Source organism: Enterobacter sp. 120016 (assembly GCF_018383635.1).
Lineage (GTDB): Bacteria > Pseudomonadota > Gammaproteobacteria > Enterobacterales > Enterobacteriaceae > Enterobacter > Enterobacter asburiae_D.
On sequence record NZ_JAHAWC010000013.1, the window covers coordinates 12879 to 28438 of the forward strand.

Sequence of the window (15560 nt, forward strand, 5' to 3'; positions counted from 1 at the left end):
AACAAAAATGATGGGGTGACTGGGTTTTTATGAACGAACAATATTCCGCGTTGCGTAGTAATGTCAGTATGCTCGGCAAAGTGCTTGGAGATACCATCAAAGATGCGTTGGGGGAGAACATCCTCGACCGCGTTGAAACCATCCGCAAGCTGTCTAAATCTTCCCGTGCCGGTAACGAGGCCAGTCGTCAGGAGCTGCTCACCACCTTGCAGAACCTCTCTAACGATGAGCTGCTGCCCGTTGCACGCGCATTCAGCCAGTTCCTGAACCTGGCAAATACCGCTGAGCAATACCACAGCATTTCGCCAAACGGCGAAGCGGCCAGCAACCCGGAAGTCATTGCCCGCACCCTTCGTAAACTGAAAGACCAGCCAGACCTCAACGAAGCCACCATCAAAAAAGCGGTGGAGTCGCTTTCGCTGGAGCTGGTGCTGACCGCACACCCAACCGAAATTACCCGTCGCACCCTGATCCACAAAATGGTGGAAGTGAACAACTGTCTGAAGCAGTTGGATAACAAAGACATTGCCGACTACGAACGCAACCAGCTGATGCGCCGTCTGCGCCAGCTGATTGCCCAGTCCTGGCACACCGATGAAATTCGTAAGCATCGCCCAAGCCCGGTCGACGAAGCCAAATGGGGCTTTGCGGTGGTGGAAAACAGCCTGTGGGAAGGGGTACCTAACTACCTGCGCGAGCTGAACGAACAGCTGGAAGAGAACCTTGGCTACCGCCTGCCGGTCGACTTTGTTCCGGTGCGCTTCACCTCCTGGATGGGCGGCGACCGCGACGGTAACCCGAACGTGACCGCGGAAATCACCCGTCACGTCCTGCTGCTGAGCCGCTGGAAAGCGACCGACCTGTTCCTGAAAGACATTCAGGTGCTGATCTCCGAGCTGTCGATGGTTGAGGCAACGCCTGAACTGCGCGCGCTGGCCGGGGAAGAAGGTGCCAGCGAGCCGTACCGTTTCCTGATGAAAAAACTGCGTGGTCAGCTGATGGCCACTCAGGCCTGGCTGGAAGCGCGTCTGAAAGGTCAGCGCCTGCCGAAGCCTGAAGGGCTGCTCAGCCAGAACGAACAGCTCTGGGAACCGCTCTACGCCTGCTATAAATCACTGCAGGCCTGCGGGATGGGCATCATCGCTAACGGCGAACTGCTCGACACCCTGCGCCGCGTGAAGTGTTTCGGCGTGCCGCTGGTGCGTATCGACGTCCGTCAGGAAAGTACCCGTCATACCGAAGCGCTGGGCGAGCTGACCCGCTATCTCGGCATCGGCGATTATGAAAGCTGGTCTGAAGCCGACAAACAGGCCTTCCTGATCCGCGAGCTTAACTCGAAGCGCCCTCTGCTGCCGCGCAACTGGGAGCCAAGCAACGAAACCCGCGAAGTGCTCAACACCTGTAAAGCGATCGTTGATGCGCCGAAAGGATCGGTGGCCGCCTATGTGATCTCCATGGCGAAGACCCCGTCCGACGTGCTGGGCGTTCACCTGCTGCTGAAAGAGGCGGGAATCGACTACGCTCTGCCGGTCGCCCCGCTGTTTGAGACCCTCGACGACCTGAACAATGCCAACGACGTCATGAGCCAGCTGTTGAATATCGACTGGTACCGCGGCTTTATTCAGGGCAAACAGATGGTGATGATTGGCTATTCCGACTCCGCTAAAGACGCGGGCGTGATGGCGGCATCCTGGGCGCAGTATCAGGCGCAGGACGCACTGATCAAAACCTGCGAGAAAGCCGGTATTGAACTGACCCTGTTCCACGGACGCGGCGGTTCAATTGGCCGTGGCGGCGCACCGGCGCACGCAGCGCTGCTGTCGCAGCCGCCGGGAAGCCTGAAAGGCGGCCTGCGCGTCACCGAGCAGGGCGAGATGATCCGCTTCAAATACGGCCTGCCGGAAGTGACCATCAGCAGCCTGTCGCTCTATACCAGCGCGATCCTGGAAGCAAACCTGCTGCCGCCGCCGGAGCCAAAAGCATCCTGGTGCCATATCATGGACGAACTGTCCGATATCTCCTGCGATCTTTACCGCGGCTACGTGCGTGAAAACAAAGATTTCGTCCCTTACTTCCGTTCGGCCACCCCTGAGCAGGAGCTGGGTAAACTGCCGCTGGGCTCACGTCCTGCGAAGCGTCGCCCAACCGGTGGCGTAGAGTCTCTGCGCGCGATCCCGTGGATCTTTGCCTGGACGCAGAACCGCCTGATGCTGCCCGCCTGGCTGGGTGCCGGCGCCGCGCTGCAAAAGGTGGTAGAAGACGGCAAACAGAACGAACTGGAATCCATGTGCCGCGACTGGCCGTTCTTCTCTACCCGCCTGGGGATGCTGGAGATGGTCTTCTCGAAAGCTGACCTGTGGCTGGCGGAATACTACGACCAGCGTCTGGTGAAACCTGAGCTGTGGGCGCTGGGTAAAGAGCTGCGCGAACTGCTGGAAGGCGACATCAAGGTGGTGCTGGACATCGCCAACGACTCACATCTGATGGCGGACCTGCCGTGGATCGCCGAGTCTATCCAGCTGCGTAACATTTACACCGACCCGCTGAACGTCCTGCAGGCAGAGCTGCTGCACCGTTCGCGTCTGGCGGAAGAGGAAGGTAAAGAGCCGGATCCGCGCGTTGAACAGGCGCTGATGGTGACGATTGCGGGCGTTGCGGCGGGTATGCGTAACACCGGCTAATGCTTTACGCCCGGCGGCGCTGCGCTTGCACGGGCCTACGTTAAGTAGGCCGGGTAAGCGTTAGCGCCACCCGGCAATACCCTGGTATCCACCATGCACCACGACATTGCCCACATCCTGACTGACCTGATCAACGGCACAACGCCGCTGCGTCAGGTGCATTTTGCAAACCCTGCGACCTCCGCCCCCGAACTTGCCTTGCAGGTCGATTTTCCGCGTCTGGAGATGGTGATCGAAGGTTCGATGAAAGACCTGACTGACTGCGTTTTACAGCGGGGTGATGTTTTATACGTCCCGGCTGGCGGCTGGAATAATCCACAATGGCAAGCCCCCGCAACCACGCTGAGCATCCTGTTTGGCAAACAGCAGCTTGGGTTTAGCCTTTTGCACTGGGATGGTGTAGACGTTCGTAACCTGGCGAAGCAGCACGTCGCCCGCCGCGGTCCGCGCATTGGATCGCTACTCTTACAGACGCTCCATGAAATGCAGATGCAACCGCACGAGCAGCAAACCGCGCGGCTGATTATCGCCAGCCTGCTTAGCCACTGCGTTGACCTGCTGGGGAGTCAGATCCAAACCGCCTCCCGCAGTCAGGCTTTGTTTGAAGCGATTCGGGTCTATATTGACGAACACTACGCCACTCCGCTTACCCGGGAATCCGTCGCGCAGGCGTTTTATATCTCCCCAAACTACCTGTCACATCTGTTCCAGAAAACGGGCGCAGTGGGTTTCAATGAATACCTGACGCATACCCGGCTGGAACACGCGCGCCAGCTATTGAAGGGGTATGATTTAAAAGTGAAAGAGGTGGCGCATGCCTGCGGATTTGTCGACAGCAACTATTTCTGCCGGTTATTTCGCAAGAACACGGAGCGTTCGCCGTCAGAATACCGTCGCCAGTATCACAGCCAGCTCACCGGGAAGGCCGCTAGTCCAGAATGACCTGAGTATGCTGCGGAGCGGATAGCATTTTTCGCACCGCGCCCATCACCTTTTGTGGGTCACGTAAAAAGGCGTTAATACCGCACTTCACGTAGCGCGTATGCTCGAAACGTTCACTGCCCGCCAGTTCGATATCAGTAATGAGCAATACGACATCGGCACGCTGAATGTCCTCTTCCGTAAGCTCGCTCTCAACGCCCAGCGCTCCCTGCGTCTCGATGTTAACGCTCCACTTCTCCTGCTGGCAGAGCTTTTCCAGCCGTTCGGCAGCCATATAGGTATGTGCAACGCCACTGACGCACGCGGTCACCGCCACCAGATGACGTCCCGTTATCACTGTCATGTTCAGCCTCCCAGGGTAACATTGAAACCTTCGCGCTCGGCCAGTAGACGCATCGCTGACACCTCATCTTCTGTCGGCGGGCTCGCTTGCCGCATTCCCCACTCCTGTCCCAGCAGACGGTATTTTGGCTCCCCATACTGATGGAAGGGCAATAAATGCAGCTGCCGCATTCCTGAAGGTAGCAGGAAAGCCAGCACGCGCGCCATGTTCGTTTCGTTAAGCGTATAGCCAGGAATAAGCGGGACGCGGGGAATCACGTTTATCCCGTCAGCCACCAGCTGGCGGAAATTATCCAGCACTCTGGGAAGATTCATCGCCACAATTGATTGAGCCAGATCCGCGTCCATGATCTTCAAATCAAACAGCACTTCATCACACTGACGCGCCAAAGGCAGTAAGCGAGACAAAGGCGAATCCCCTGCCGTTTCGATGGCCGTATGCACGCCGAAACGACGCAGCCTCTGTAGAAGCTGTGTCGCGAAAGGCGCCTGTAGCAACACTTCCCCGCCCGAAAGCGTCACCCCGCCTCCCGAGGAACGAAAGAAGACATCGTCTTTCATTACCTCGTTTTCCAGCTCATCCAGGGTTACATCGCGCCCGATGTGCTCGAACGCGCCGGAGGGACACTCCTCAGCGTCCCGCAGGCAGGGAGCACAGTGCAGGCATTTGCTCTCCCGGCGCACCGTCTCGATTTTCGGGGAGATCGACTCCGGATTCGCGCACCACGGACAGCGGTGAGGGCAGCCTTTAAAAAAAACCACCGTACGGATGCCGCGTCCGTCGTTCAATGAGTAGCGCTGGATGTTGAAAATACGCGCCACGTCGGCCCGCGTTTCAACCAGGTCACAGCTGATGCGCTGTGCGGCGGATAATGTCATCCTGGATCTCCTTCGATAACTCAACAAAGAAGGCGCTGTATCCGGCAACGCGTACCACCAGCCCGGCAAAATCCTGCGGACGCTGTTGCGCTTCACGCAATGTGTCCGCATTCACCACGTTGAACTGGATATGCTGCAATTTAAGCTGGGTGAACGCACGAAGGAAATCCGCCAGCTTTTGCAGCCCGGCATCGCCTTCCAGCGTCGCTGGTGTGAATTTGACGTTTAGCAGCGTACCGTTAGATAACAGATAGTTATCCAGCTTACTTACCGATTTCAGTACCGCCGTCGGGCCCTGCATATCTTGCCCCAGCATCGGCGAGAGCCCACCGTCTGCCAGTTGCTCCCCGGCAAAACGGCCATCGGGCGTTGCCCCCACCACCGCCCCCAGCGGTACGTGTGCCGATACGGTATAAGAACCCGGCGTGAACTGCCCGCCGCGCGGGTTCCGGTATTTTTCGACCTCTTTACAGTAGTGGCGCAGCAGTTCAGCGCTGATGTTGTCGACATCATCAATATCATTGCCGTATTTTTCGAAGCGATTGATCAACCGGGCGCGGATTTTTTTGCCCTCAGGCGTGGCAAAGTTAGCGTTTAACACGGCTAACAGCTCGTCAAAACTTAAGCGCTGCTGTTCAAAGACCAGCCCTTTCAGTGCGTGCAGCGAGTCGCTCAAATTCGCTATCCCGATCCCCTGCACGCCGGAAAAGTTATAGCGTGCGCCACCGTCGGTAATGTCTTTTCCCGCAGCCAGACAATCGCTGATAAAAGAAGAGAGCAACGGCACCGGAGCCCAGTCACGATGACCGATATCGCAGATATTGCTCCCCTCGACCATCAGCGCAATGTAGTGATTAATTTTGGCGCGAATATGCTCCAGCAACCCTTCATAACTCAGCCCTGCGTTGCCTTCGTTCTCCTGCATCGCGATTTCCATCACCTTCAGCAGGTTAAACATCGCGATATCGTGCAGACCGTAGGTTTTACCCGGAATCGACAGTTCTACACAGCCAACCACCGCGTAGTCGCGCGCATCTTCCAGCGACACACCCCGATTGAGGAAGGCAGGTACCACCACTTCATCGTTAAAGATCTGCGGGATGCCGGTGCCCAGACGGATCGTCTCCGCTGTTTTCAGCAGGAAAGGCCGGTCGATAAGTTCGTTAACCCGCACGCCGAGGTTCGGTTGAGGAAGCTGAACGCTCTGGTAAGCATCCAGACACAGGAAGGAAAGCACGTTCACCGCGCTACGCCCGCTCTCCGTCAGGCCGCCCAATAGTGCGGTATACCCGGTCGGGAACCCGGCAAAATAGCGGGCGCTGCTGGTCGAGCGTAAAAGCACCACGTCATTGCACTTCACCCACAGCGATTCCAGAATCTCTTTCAGGAACGCGGGGTCTTCGCCCTGTGAGAGCGAGGCCTGATAAAAGGGCAGCATGTACTGGTCAAAGCGCCCAATGGAGAGCGAACTGGCGTTAGATTCATACTGCAAAATGACGTTCATGTACCAGAAGAGCTGACACGCCTGCCAGAACGTTTGCGGCTTATGCTGCGCGTTGTGGCGCGAGATTTCTGCCATCTTCCGTAATTCTTCACGCCGTGCTGCGTCGCTGCTTGCAGCCAACTCTTCAGCCAGTGATGCATAGCGCAGGATATGACGCTGGGACGCTTCAAGCAGAATCAGCGCGGCGGCATAGAACGTGTTCTGCGCATCGCGGGCGCAGCGTTCGCGCAATTCCTCCACCAGCACACCCAGGCCGTTATTGAGCAGGCGCGGATAATCAATAATGATATGCCCCTGCCCTTTGTCCGTTTGGTTGACGCTGAAAATTTGCGTCCCCACAGCGGCTTTCACCTCATCCGTCATCTGGCTGTTGATGAAATCCTTCATTGACCGTTTTTCCCAGTAGGGGTACAGCACGTCACGGTAGATCTGCTTATCCTCTTCGCCGATCTCGAAGCGGTCCTGCGGACGTGTGGAAAACTGGTCCAGCTCCTTAAGCAGCCAGTACGGATCCATCTCAGGCGACATAATGCCCGCACGCGGTTTAACGGTCCGGTTTCCGGCAATCAGTTCCTCATCACGAATCGCGAAGTTCACATGGTCAAGAATGTACGCCGTGGCTTTTGCACGCCTGAGGATAACCGGCTCACCTTCCGTCTGCTGATGGCTGGCGGTATAGAGCAAAGCACGCTCAAGCGAGATTTCACGTGGGCTGGCAAAAAGTGCGTCTTTCAAACGCTGGGTACGATTCGTCATGAGGGAACTCCTGTAACGGAAAACAAGCCCGCCCCGAAGGGCGGGAGAACGTCAGGCGGTTTGCGCCAGGTGGGCATCAATTTTGTTCATGATGGCGTCGGCGCGTTTAACCGCGTCGCTGATGTTGACGCGCACGATGGTTTTCCCGGCAAAACGCTCTTCGAACTTAATGCCGATATCTTTGGTCAGGATCACCATATCCGCTGCGGCGATATCCTCAGCATTCAGCTCGTTCTCAAGACCAATCGACCCCTGCGTTTCAACCTTCACTTCCCAGCCTTTGGCTTTAGCGGCGCTTTCCAGCGCTTCGGCCGCCATGTAGGTATGGGCAACGCCTGACGGGCATGCTGTTACTGCGATAATTCGGGCCATGTTCTCTTCCTCACTCAGTTAATTTCGAAATCCAGATCCAGGTCGTCCTCTTTTTCATCGACCTGTTTTGCATTTTTGCGGGCAATACTCTTCAGCACGTTGACGCTAAGGGCCGTCACCACAGCCCCTACGGCGACCGCCGCGATGTAGCCCAGTTTGCCTTCCACCACAGGGAGAACGATAAGCCCGCCCCATCCGGCATAACATTGCGCGCCCATCACGGCAGCCGTCACTGCGCCACACGCGGATCCCAGCATGATGGAGGGAATTACGCGCAGAGGGTCAGCAGCGGCGAACGGAATGGCCCCTTCGGTGACCCCTACGCAGCCCATCACTAATGCAGCCTTTCCCGCTTCACGCTCTTCACCGGTAAAATTCTTGCGATTAATCAGCGTCGCCAGGCCTAATCCCAGCGGTGGAACGCAGATGCCTACCGCCGCAATCGCCACCACGGTGTAGACGCCCTGAGCAACGCAGATCAGCATGAAGGCATAGGCGACTTTATTAATCGGGCCGCCCATGTCGAAGGCCAGCATCAAACCCATGATGATGGCCAACACGACGATGCTGCCCTGCTGCATCCCTTGCAGCCACTGGGTTAAGCCCGTCGTCAACGCACCAACAGGTTCACCCAGACCCCACATCATGATGCCCGCGGTAACAAAGGTGCCGATGATAGGGATGATGAAGATAGGCATGACGGAGCGCAGGACTTTCGGGACCGGCAGTTTTTTCAGATACCAGACCACAATCCCGCCGAGGATCCCGGCAATAATGGCGCCGAAGAAACCCGCACCGAAGCTGTTACCGACCCACGCGGCAATAGCGCAGGGAGCAAGCGCGGCGCGCTCGGCAATGGAGTAGCCAATATAAGCGGCCAGGAAAGGCACCATCAGCGTTAACCCCGCCACGCCGATATCGAATAGCTTTTTGAGGTTGGGATCGGTTGCGGCATCCGGTACCGCGCCCTTGCCGTACAGCATGACCGAAACCGCCAGCAAAATACCGCCCGCGACCACGAACGGGATCATGTGCGACACCCCGGTCATCAGATGCTGCCGCGTGTTCTTGAGAATATGCACCAACTCTTTCATATGTCGCTCCTGGCCTAAAACCATAAAGATGTTGTGGCAAACAATAGGCAATCAGGAAGACGGCGGACAGGAGACAAAAAGGCCATTTACTGGATTTTTGTAATGTCGAAATAAAAATGCGATCCGCCTCGACATTTCGGATAGACGGTACGCATAAGACAAACAACCACAACCTGTGAGTCAAATCTCACTTTTCACGTGATATTACATTTGTCCAGCTTTTGGCAGATTTGTCACATGGCGTGCGCCATCAACACACTCGTATGCTGTTCCCCAATGAATGATGATTGGTTTCAGGAGTGTGTATGGCTCTGGTAGTGGAATTTACCTGTGAATTGCCCAACGGGGTTCACGCGCGTCCGGCAAGTCATGTGGAGACGCTGTGCAATACCTTTATCTCGCAGATCGAGTGGCATAACCTGCGCACTGACCGCAAAGGGAATGCCAAGAGCGCGCTGGCACTTATTGGCACCGACACGCTGGCAGGCGACGCCTGTCGTCTGGTGATCCACGGTGAAGATGAGCAGAACGCCCATCAACAGCTAGAACAATGGCTCCGGGAAGAATTTCCACACTGTGATGCGCCGCTCGCAGAAGCCATCCATATTGAACGCGATCCGCTGCCAGAATCCCTCGCGCGCCTTAATCCAACGCTTTTCCGGGCCCTGCCCGTTTGCAGCGGTAGCGCCCGGGGCGTGTTAACCTTGCTGACCTCGCTGGATCTCAATGCACTGACGGATTTGCCCGATGCAAAAAGCCCAGAAGAGGAGCAGTCCGCGCTGGATAACGGCCTCATCCTGCTGGTGAAAAACATTGAGCTTCGCGCGCTGGACAGCGACAGCACCGCCGGCGCCATTCTTGAGGCACATCGATCGCTGGCGACGGATACCTCTTTACGCCAGCATCTGCTTGCGGGCGTGAGCCAGGGGCTAAGCTGCGCGCAAGCGACAATCGCCACAGCCAACCATTTCTGCGATACGTTCTCTCGTTCCAGCAGCAGCTATCTGCAGGAACGCGTGCTGGATGTGCGCGATGTTTGCTATCAACTTTTACAACAGATTTATGGTGAACAACGCTTCCCCGCGCCGGGCCAACTGACGCAGCCGACCGTTTGTCTTGCAGATGATCTTACGCCCGGCCAGTTCCTGGAACTCGATAAAACCTTGCTTAAGGGGCTGCTGTTAAAAAGCGGCGGAACAACCTCGCACACCGTCATTCTTGCACGTTCCTTTAATATTCCGACGCTGGTGGGCGTCGACAGTGAAAGCCTGCTGCCGTGGCGCAATAAACCCGTATTTATTGATGGCAATGCCGGTGCGGTCGTGGTCAACGCCAGCGATGCGGTGGCACGCTACTACCGCCAGGAAGCACGAGTACAACAGGCACTACGCGAGCAGCAGCGCATCTGGCTCGCTCGGGAAGCCAGAACCGCCGATGGCCTGCGCATTGAGATTGCTGCGAACATCGCCCACGCGGTGGAAGCGCAGGCAGCATTCGGGAACGGCGCCGAGGGCGTTGGCCTGTTTCGCACCGAAATGCTGTATATGGACCGTACCAGCGCGCCCGGTGAAAACGAGCTGTACAACATTTTCTGTCAGGTGCTGGAAAGTGCAAACGGGCGCAGCATCATCGTGCGCACCATGGATATCGGCGGCGATAAACCGGTGGCGTACCTGAATATCCCGGCGGAAAACAACCCGTTCCTCGGCTACCGCGCCGTACGTATTTATGAAGAGTATGCAGCGCTTTTCACCACCCAGCTTCGGGCTATCCTGCGCGCCTCTGCTCACGGCAGCCTGAAGATCATGATCCCGATGATCTCCTCTATGGAAGAGATCCTGTGGGTGAAAGAGAAACTTGCCGAAGCGAAACAGCAGCTTCGCGCTGAACATATTCCGTTCGATGAAAAAATCCCGCTCGGCATCATGCTGGAAGTGCCATCGGTGATGTTCATCATCGATCAGTGCTGTGAAGAGATTGATTTCTTTAGCATCGGCAGCAATGACCTGACGCAGTATCTGCTGGCCGTCGACCGCGACAACGCCAAAGTCACACGCCACTACAACAGCCTGAACCCGGCCTTCCTGAGGGCGCTGGATTATGCGGTACAGGCCGTCCATCGTCAGGGAAAATGGATTGGCCTGTGCGGAGAGCTGGGCGCAAAAGGTTCAGTGCTGCCGCTGCTGGTGGGTCTGGGACTGGACGAGCTAAGCATGGGGTCGCCCGCCATTCCGGCAACCAAAGCGCGCCTGGCACAGCTTGATAGCCGCGCCTGCCGCCAGCTGCTGAACCAGGCCATGGCGTGTCGCACCTCGCTTGAAGTGGAACATCTGCTGGCACAGTTCCGCATGAACCAGCAGGACACGCCGCTGGTGACGCCACGCTGTATTTCGCTGGACAATGACTGGAACAGCAAAGAAGAGGTCATGAAAGGGATGACCGATAACCTGCTGCTCACCGGACGTTGCCGCTACCCCCGCAAGCTGGAGGCCGATCTGTGGGCGCGCGAAGCCGTCTTCTCTACCGGTCTGGGCTTCAGCTTCGCCATTCCGCACAGCAAGTCTGAGCATATTGAGCAATCCACCATCAGCGTTGCGCGCCTGAAAGCTCCCGTCATGTGGGGAGATGAAGAAGCACAATTCATCATCATGCTGACGCTGAACAAACACGCCGCGGGCGATCAGCATATGCGTATTTTCTCCCGTCTGGCCCGCCGCATCATGCATGACGATTTCCGCAGCGCGCTGGTCAACGCCAGCTCAGAAGAGGCCATCGCCTCCCTGCTGCAACACGAATTAGAACTCTGAAACGAGGAAGAGTAATGGAACTGTATCTGGATACCGCCAACGTGGCGGAAGTTGAACGTCTGGCCCGCATCTTCCCTATTGCGGGTGTTACCACCAACCCAAGCATTGTCGCTGCTAGCCGCGAATCCATCTGGGACGTGCTCCCGCGCCTGCAAAAAGCCATTGGACCAGAAGGCACGCTGTTTGCTCAAACCATGAGCCGCGACGCAGAAGGCATGGTGGCGGAGGCAAAACGCCTGAGTAACGCCATCCCGGACATCGTGGTGAAAATCCCTGTTACGGCTGAGGGGCTTACCGCGATCAAGGCGCTGAAAAAAGAGGGGATAACCACGCTGGGGACCGCCGTTTATAGCGCGGCACAGGGTTTGCTTGCCGCGCTGGCCGGGGCGAAATATGTCGCCCCCTATGTAAACCGCGTTGACGCTCAGGGCGGTGATGGCATTCGCACGGTCCAGGAACTGCAATCCCTGCTGGAACTGCACGCGCCGGAAAGCAAAGTGCTGGCCGCCAGTTTCAAAACGCCGCGTCAGGCGCTGGACTGCCTGCTCGCCGGATGTGAAGCAATCACGCTTCCTTTAGACGTAGCGCAACAAATGCTCGGTACGCCAGCGGTAGAGTCAGCCATAGAGAAGTTCGAGCAGGACTGGAAAAACGCGTTTGGTAACCTCAACCTCTAAGGGAGAACTGTTATGGACCGTATCATTCAATCGCCGGGGAAATATATCCAGGGCGCTGATGTGCTTACCCGTCTCGGCGACTATCTGAAACCCCTGGCCAATCGGTGGCTGGTTGTCGGCGATAAATTTGTGCTGGGTTTTGCAGAAGAGACCCTACGTCAGAGTTTTAAAAAAGCCGAACTGCATGCCGAAATCGCGCCGTTTGGTGGCGAATGTTCACAAAATGAAATCGACAGACTGAAAAAGCTGGCCGACAGCGCCGACTGCATGGCGGTGCTGGGCATTGGCGGTGGTAAAACGCTGGATACCGCCAAAGCGCTGGCCCATTTTATGGACGTACCCGTGGCTATAGCCCCAACCATTGCTTCCACCGATGCGCCGTGCAGCGCCCTTTCCGTGATTTATACCGACAGCGGTGAGTTCGATCGCTACCTGATGCTGCCGCACAACCCGAACATGGTCATTGTCGACACCAAAGTGGTGGCGGGTGCGCCAGCACGTCTGCTTGCCGCCGGGATTGGCGATGCGCTGGCGACGTGGTTTGAAGCGCGCGCCTGCTCGCGCAGCGGCGCGACCACCATGGCGGGCGGCAAATGTACGCAGGCAGCACTCGCGCTGGCCGAGCTGTGCTACAACACGCTGGTTGAAGAGGGTGAAAAAGCCATGCTGGCCGCGGAACAGCATGTGGTTACACCGGCGCTGGAACGCATTATCGAAGCCAACACCTATCTCAGTGGCGTAGGTTTTGAAAGCGGTGGTCTGGCGGCGGCACACGCTATTCATAACGGTATGACAGCGGTACCGGACGCGCATCACTTCTATCACGGCGAAAAAGTAGCGTTTGGTACGCTGACGCAGCTGGTACTGGAAAACGCGCCGGTAGAAGAAATAGAGACCGTCGCCGCGCTTTGTCACAGCGTTGGGCTGCCGATCACCCTGGCACAGCTGAACATCAAAGAGGATATTCCGGCCAAAATGCGTCTGATCGCGGAAGCCTCCTGTGCCGAAGGGGAAACGATCCACAACATGCCCGGCGGCGTAACGCCGGATCAGGTATATGCGGCACTGCTGGTGGCCGACCAGTATGGGCAGCGGTTCCTGCAGGAGTGTGAGTAAATAGCGTAAATAAAAATCCCCGCATCAGCGGGGATTTTTTTGCCCGTAGGCCGGGTAAGCGTTAGCGCCACCCGGCACAAGGGTTACTGCAGGTCAAACCGGTCCAGATCCATCACCTTCGCCCATGCGGCAACGAAGTCACGGACAAACTTCTCATGCGCATCATCACTGGCATAAACCTCTGCCAGCGCGCGCAGGACGGCGTTCGAACCAAAGACCAGATCGGCGCGGGTGGCGGTGTATTTCACTTCACCGCTGGCGCGATCGCTTCCGGCAAACAGTTCGTTAGATTCGTCGGTCGCCTTCCACTGGGTGTTCATGTCCAGCAGGTTCACGAAGAAATCGTTGCTCAGCACGCCCTCGCGGTCGGTGAACACGCCGTTCTTACCGCCATCAAAGTTTGCACCCAGCACGCGCAGGCCACCGATCAGCACCGTCAGCTCAGGCGCGGTCAGCGTCAGCTGCTGGGCTTTGTCGATCAGCAGTGACTCAGTGGTGGACACATCCACCTGCGCACGGTAGTTGCGGAAGCCGTCGGCAATCGGTTCGAGCAGGTTAAACATCTCGATATCCGTCTGATCCTGACGCGCATCCACGCGTCCTGGGGTGAACGGCACGTTGACGTAAACGCCTGCGGCTTTTGCAGCCTGCTCAACGCCCACGACGCCCGCCAGCACGATGATATCGGCCAGTGAGGCTTTGTTGGTGGTGCGCTGGATAGCTTCCAGAGCCGGCAACGCACGAACCGCCGCGGCGTTAACATCCCAGTCGCGCTGAGGAGCCAGCGCCAGACGCGCGCCGTTGGCGCCGCCGCGCTTATCGCCACCGCGGAAGGTTGAAGCTGACGCCCAGGCAACCGAAACCAGTTCGCTCACGGACAGACCGGATGCCACAATCTCCGCCTTCAGGCTTTCAATGTCTTCTTTCGACGGATTGAACACCGCCTGCGGCAGCGGGTCCTGCCAAATCAGATCTTCTTTCGGCACTTCAGGGCCGATGTAACGCGCTTTTGGCCCCATATCACGGTGGGTCAGCTTGAACCAGGCACGGGCGAAGGCTTCGTTGAAAGCCTGCGGATCGTTCAGGAAGCGGCGGGAAATTTTCTCGAATTCCGGGTCAAAACGCAGCGTCAGGTCGGTGACCAGCATGGTAGGTTTGCGTTTTTTCGACGGGTCGAACGGATCGGGCATGATTTCCGGTGCATCCACGGCTTCAAACTGAATCGCACCCGCCGGGCTGCGGGTCTGCACCCATTCGTATTTGAACAGGTTCTCGAAGAAGTAGTTGCTCCACTGGGTCGGGGTTTGCGACCAGATAACTTCCAGACCGGAGGTAATGGCATCTGCGCCAACGCCCGTGCCGTGCGTGCTGGCCCAGCCCAGGCCCTGCGCTTCAATCGGCGAGGCTTCCGGGTCGGTGCCCACGTGCGTGGCTTCACCCGCGCCGTGGGTTTTGCCGAGAGTGTGGCCGCCCGCGATCAGCGCAACGGTCTCTTCGTCGTTCATCCCCATGTTGCCGAAGGTCGCGCGAATGGCCGCCGCAGCAGACAGGGGTTCACCGCTGGCGTTTGGCCCTTCCGGGTTAACGTAGATCAGGCCCATTTCGGTGGCGGCCAGAGGGCGCTTCGCCAGCGCTTCCGGGTCGCGGTGGGTCAGCCAGGCTTTTTCATCACCCCAGTTCACGTCCAGATCCGGTTCCCAGACGTCTTCACGCCCGGCACCAAAACCAAAGGTGCGGAAGCCGGAGTTCTCCAGCGCCACGTTACCCGCGAGGATAAACAGGTCAGCCCAGGAAATTTTTTGTCCGTATTTTTGCTTGATGGGCCACAGCAGACGGCGCGCCTTATCCAGGCTCACGTTATCCGGCCAGGAGTTCAGCGGCGCAAAGCGCTGTTGACCGCGTCCTGCGCCACCGCGCCCGTCAACGGAGCGATAGGTACCCGCGCCGTGCCAGGCCATACGGATAAACAGGCCCGCATAGCTGCCCCAGTCGGCAGGCCACCACGGTTGGGAGTCGGTTAAAAGTGCTTTGAGGTCGCCTTTAAGGGCGGAGTAATCCAGCTTGCTAAATTCTTTGCGGTAGTCAAAGTCTTCACCCAGTGGGTTCGAACGATTGGAATGTTGGTTAAGAAGATCGATGCGGAGTTGTTTTGGCCACCAGTCGCGGCTGCCTGTACCTGCGCCCGCGCTGTGATCGACGCCGCCCTGATGGAACGGGCATTTGCCGACTGATGCCGCTTTATTGGTCTCGTCTGACGTGCTCATCGCTATGCTCCCTTTTACAGTGTTACCGTTACGATATACGCCCTTGTTGATAAGGTATAGTTGAGATAACCCACAGATTCGATAGTTAAATCCGTTTAATTTCCCATGGAAAATACATGAGTTTTG

At 57.4% G+C, this 15560-nt stretch carries 11 protein-coding genes; 5 read left to right on the plus strand and 6 right to left on the minus strand.

Annotation, left to right across the window (positions count from 1 at the left end):
- The first annotated feature begins 29 nt into the window (after positions 1 to 29).
- Positions 30 to 2681 carry a phosphoenolpyruvate carboxylase gene (ppc, locus tag KIF87_RS17105; protein WP_121423296.1) on the plus strand — a complete coding sequence of 884 codons (2652 nt, stop codon included), beginning with the start codon at positions 30 to 32 and terminating at the stop codon, positions 2679 to 2681.
- Positions 2682 to 2774: 93 nt separating this feature from the next.
- On the plus strand, positions 2775 to 3623 hold the full coding sequence (locus KIF87_RS17110; protein WP_213329761.1) for a helix-turn-helix transcriptional regulator: 849 nt from the start codon (positions 2775 to 2777) through the stop codon (positions 3621 to 3623).
- Here KIF87_RS17110 and KIF87_RS17115 read toward each other — a convergent pair.
- The 5 genes from KIF87_RS17115 to KIF87_RS17135 are packed head-to-tail and all read right to left on the minus strand — an operon-like array spanning position 3610 to position 8570.
- On the minus strand, positions 3610 to 3966 hold the full coding sequence (locus tag KIF87_RS17115; RefSeq protein WP_121423294.1) for a PTS fructose-like transporter subunit IIB: 357 nt from the start codon (positions 3964 to 3966) through the stop codon (positions 3610 to 3612). The genes KIF87_RS17110 and KIF87_RS17115 overlap by 14 nt on opposite strands.
- Before the next feature lie 2 nt (positions 3967 to 3968).
- Entirely contained in the window at positions 3969 to 4844 is an 876-nt protein-coding gene (locus KIF87_RS17120) for a [formate-C-acetyltransferase]-activating enzyme (RefSeq protein ID WP_213329762.1), read from the minus strand.
- Positions 4810 to 7104 carry a formate C-acetyltransferase gene (locus KIF87_RS17125; protein ID WP_213329764.1) on the minus strand — a complete coding sequence of 765 codons (2295 nt, stop codon included), beginning with the start codon at positions 7102 to 7104 and terminating at the stop codon, positions 4810 to 4812. Before KIF87_RS17125 ends, KIF87_RS17120 begins: the two co-directional genes overlap by 35 nt.
- A gap of 51 nt (positions 7105 to 7155) precedes the next feature.
- Complete coding sequence (locus KIF87_RS17130) at positions 7156 to 7476, minus strand: PTS fructose-like transporter subunit IIB (RefSeq protein ID WP_023309670.1); 321 nt, start codon at positions 7474 to 7476, stop codon at positions 7156 to 7158.
- 14 nt (positions 7477 to 7490) lie between these two features.
- Entirely contained in the window at positions 7491 to 8570 is a 1080-nt protein-coding gene (locus tag KIF87_RS17135; protein ID WP_213329766.1) for a PTS fructose transporter subunit EIIC, read from the minus strand.
- A gap of 305 nt (positions 8571 to 8875) precedes the next feature.
- Here KIF87_RS17135 and ptsP point away from each other — a divergent pair, with 305 nt between their 5' ends.
- From ptsP to gldA, 3 genes are read left to right on the plus strand one after another with little or no spacing between them, the layout of a single operon-like run.
- Complete coding sequence (gene ptsP / locus KIF87_RS17140; RefSeq protein WP_213329768.1) at positions 8876 to 11377, plus strand: phosphoenolpyruvate--protein phosphotransferase; 2502 nt, start codon at positions 8876 to 8878, stop codon at positions 11375 to 11377.
- Positions 11378 to 11391: 14 nt separating this feature from the next.
- A complete protein-coding gene (gene fsa, locus KIF87_RS17145; protein WP_213329770.1) occupies positions 11392 to 12054 on the plus strand; it encodes a fructose-6-phosphate aldolase in 663 nt (220 codons plus the stop codon).
- A 12-nt stretch (positions 12055 to 12066) separates the two neighbouring features.
- A complete protein-coding gene (gldA, locus tag KIF87_RS17150; RefSeq protein WP_213329772.1) occupies positions 12067 to 13170 on the plus strand; it encodes a bifunctional L-1,2-propanediol dehydrogenase/glycerol dehydrogenase in 1104 nt (367 codons plus the stop codon).
- 83 nt (positions 13171 to 13253) lie between these two features.
- Here gldA and katG read toward each other — a convergent pair whose 3' ends face one another.
- Positions 13254 to 15434, minus strand: coding sequence for a catalase/peroxidase HPI (katG, locus tag KIF87_RS17155; protein WP_121423287.1), 2181 nt, complete (start codon positions 15432 to 15434; stop codon positions 13254 to 13256).
- Between the last annotated feature and the right edge of the window lie 126 nt (positions 15435 to 15560).

Coding starts and splice junctions, on each gene's coding strand:
- ppc (WP_121423296.1), top strand. CDS start 30: ATGAACGAACAATATTCCGCGTTGCGTAGTAATGTCAGTATGCTCGGC.
- KIF87_RS17110 (WP_213329761.1), top strand. CDS start 2,775: ATGCACCACGACATTGCCCACATCCTGACTGACCTGATCAACGGCACA.
- KIF87_RS17115 (WP_121423294.1), bottom strand. CDS start 3,966: ATGACAGTGATAACGGGACGTCATCTGGTGGCGGTGACCGCGTGCGTC.
- KIF87_RS17120 (WP_213329762.1), bottom strand. CDS start 4,844: ATGACATTATCCGCCGCACAGCGCATCAGCTGTGACCTGGTTGAAACG.
- KIF87_RS17125 (WP_213329764.1), bottom strand. CDS start 7,104: ATGACGAATCGTACCCAGCGTTTGAAAGACGCACTTTTTGCCAGCCCA.
- KIF87_RS17130 (WP_023309670.1), bottom strand. CDS start 7,476: ATGGCCCGAATTATCGCAGTAACAGCATGCCCGTCAGGCGTTGCCCAT.
- KIF87_RS17135 (WP_213329766.1), bottom strand. CDS start 8,570: ATGAAAGAGTTGGTGCATATTCTCAAGAACACGCGGCAGCATCTGATG.
- ptsP (WP_213329768.1), top strand. CDS start 8,876: ATGGCTCTGGTAGTGGAATTTACCTGTGAATTGCCCAACGGGGTTCAC.
- fsa (WP_213329770.1), top strand. CDS start 11,392: ATGGAACTGTATCTGGATACCGCCAACGTGGCGGAAGTTGAACGTCTG.
- gldA (WP_213329772.1), top strand. CDS start 12,067: ATGGACCGTATCATTCAATCGCCGGGGAAATATATCCAGGGCGCTGAT.
- katG (WP_121423287.1), bottom strand. CDS start 15,434: ATGAGCACGTCAGACGAGACCAATAAAGCGGCATCAGTCGGCAAATGC.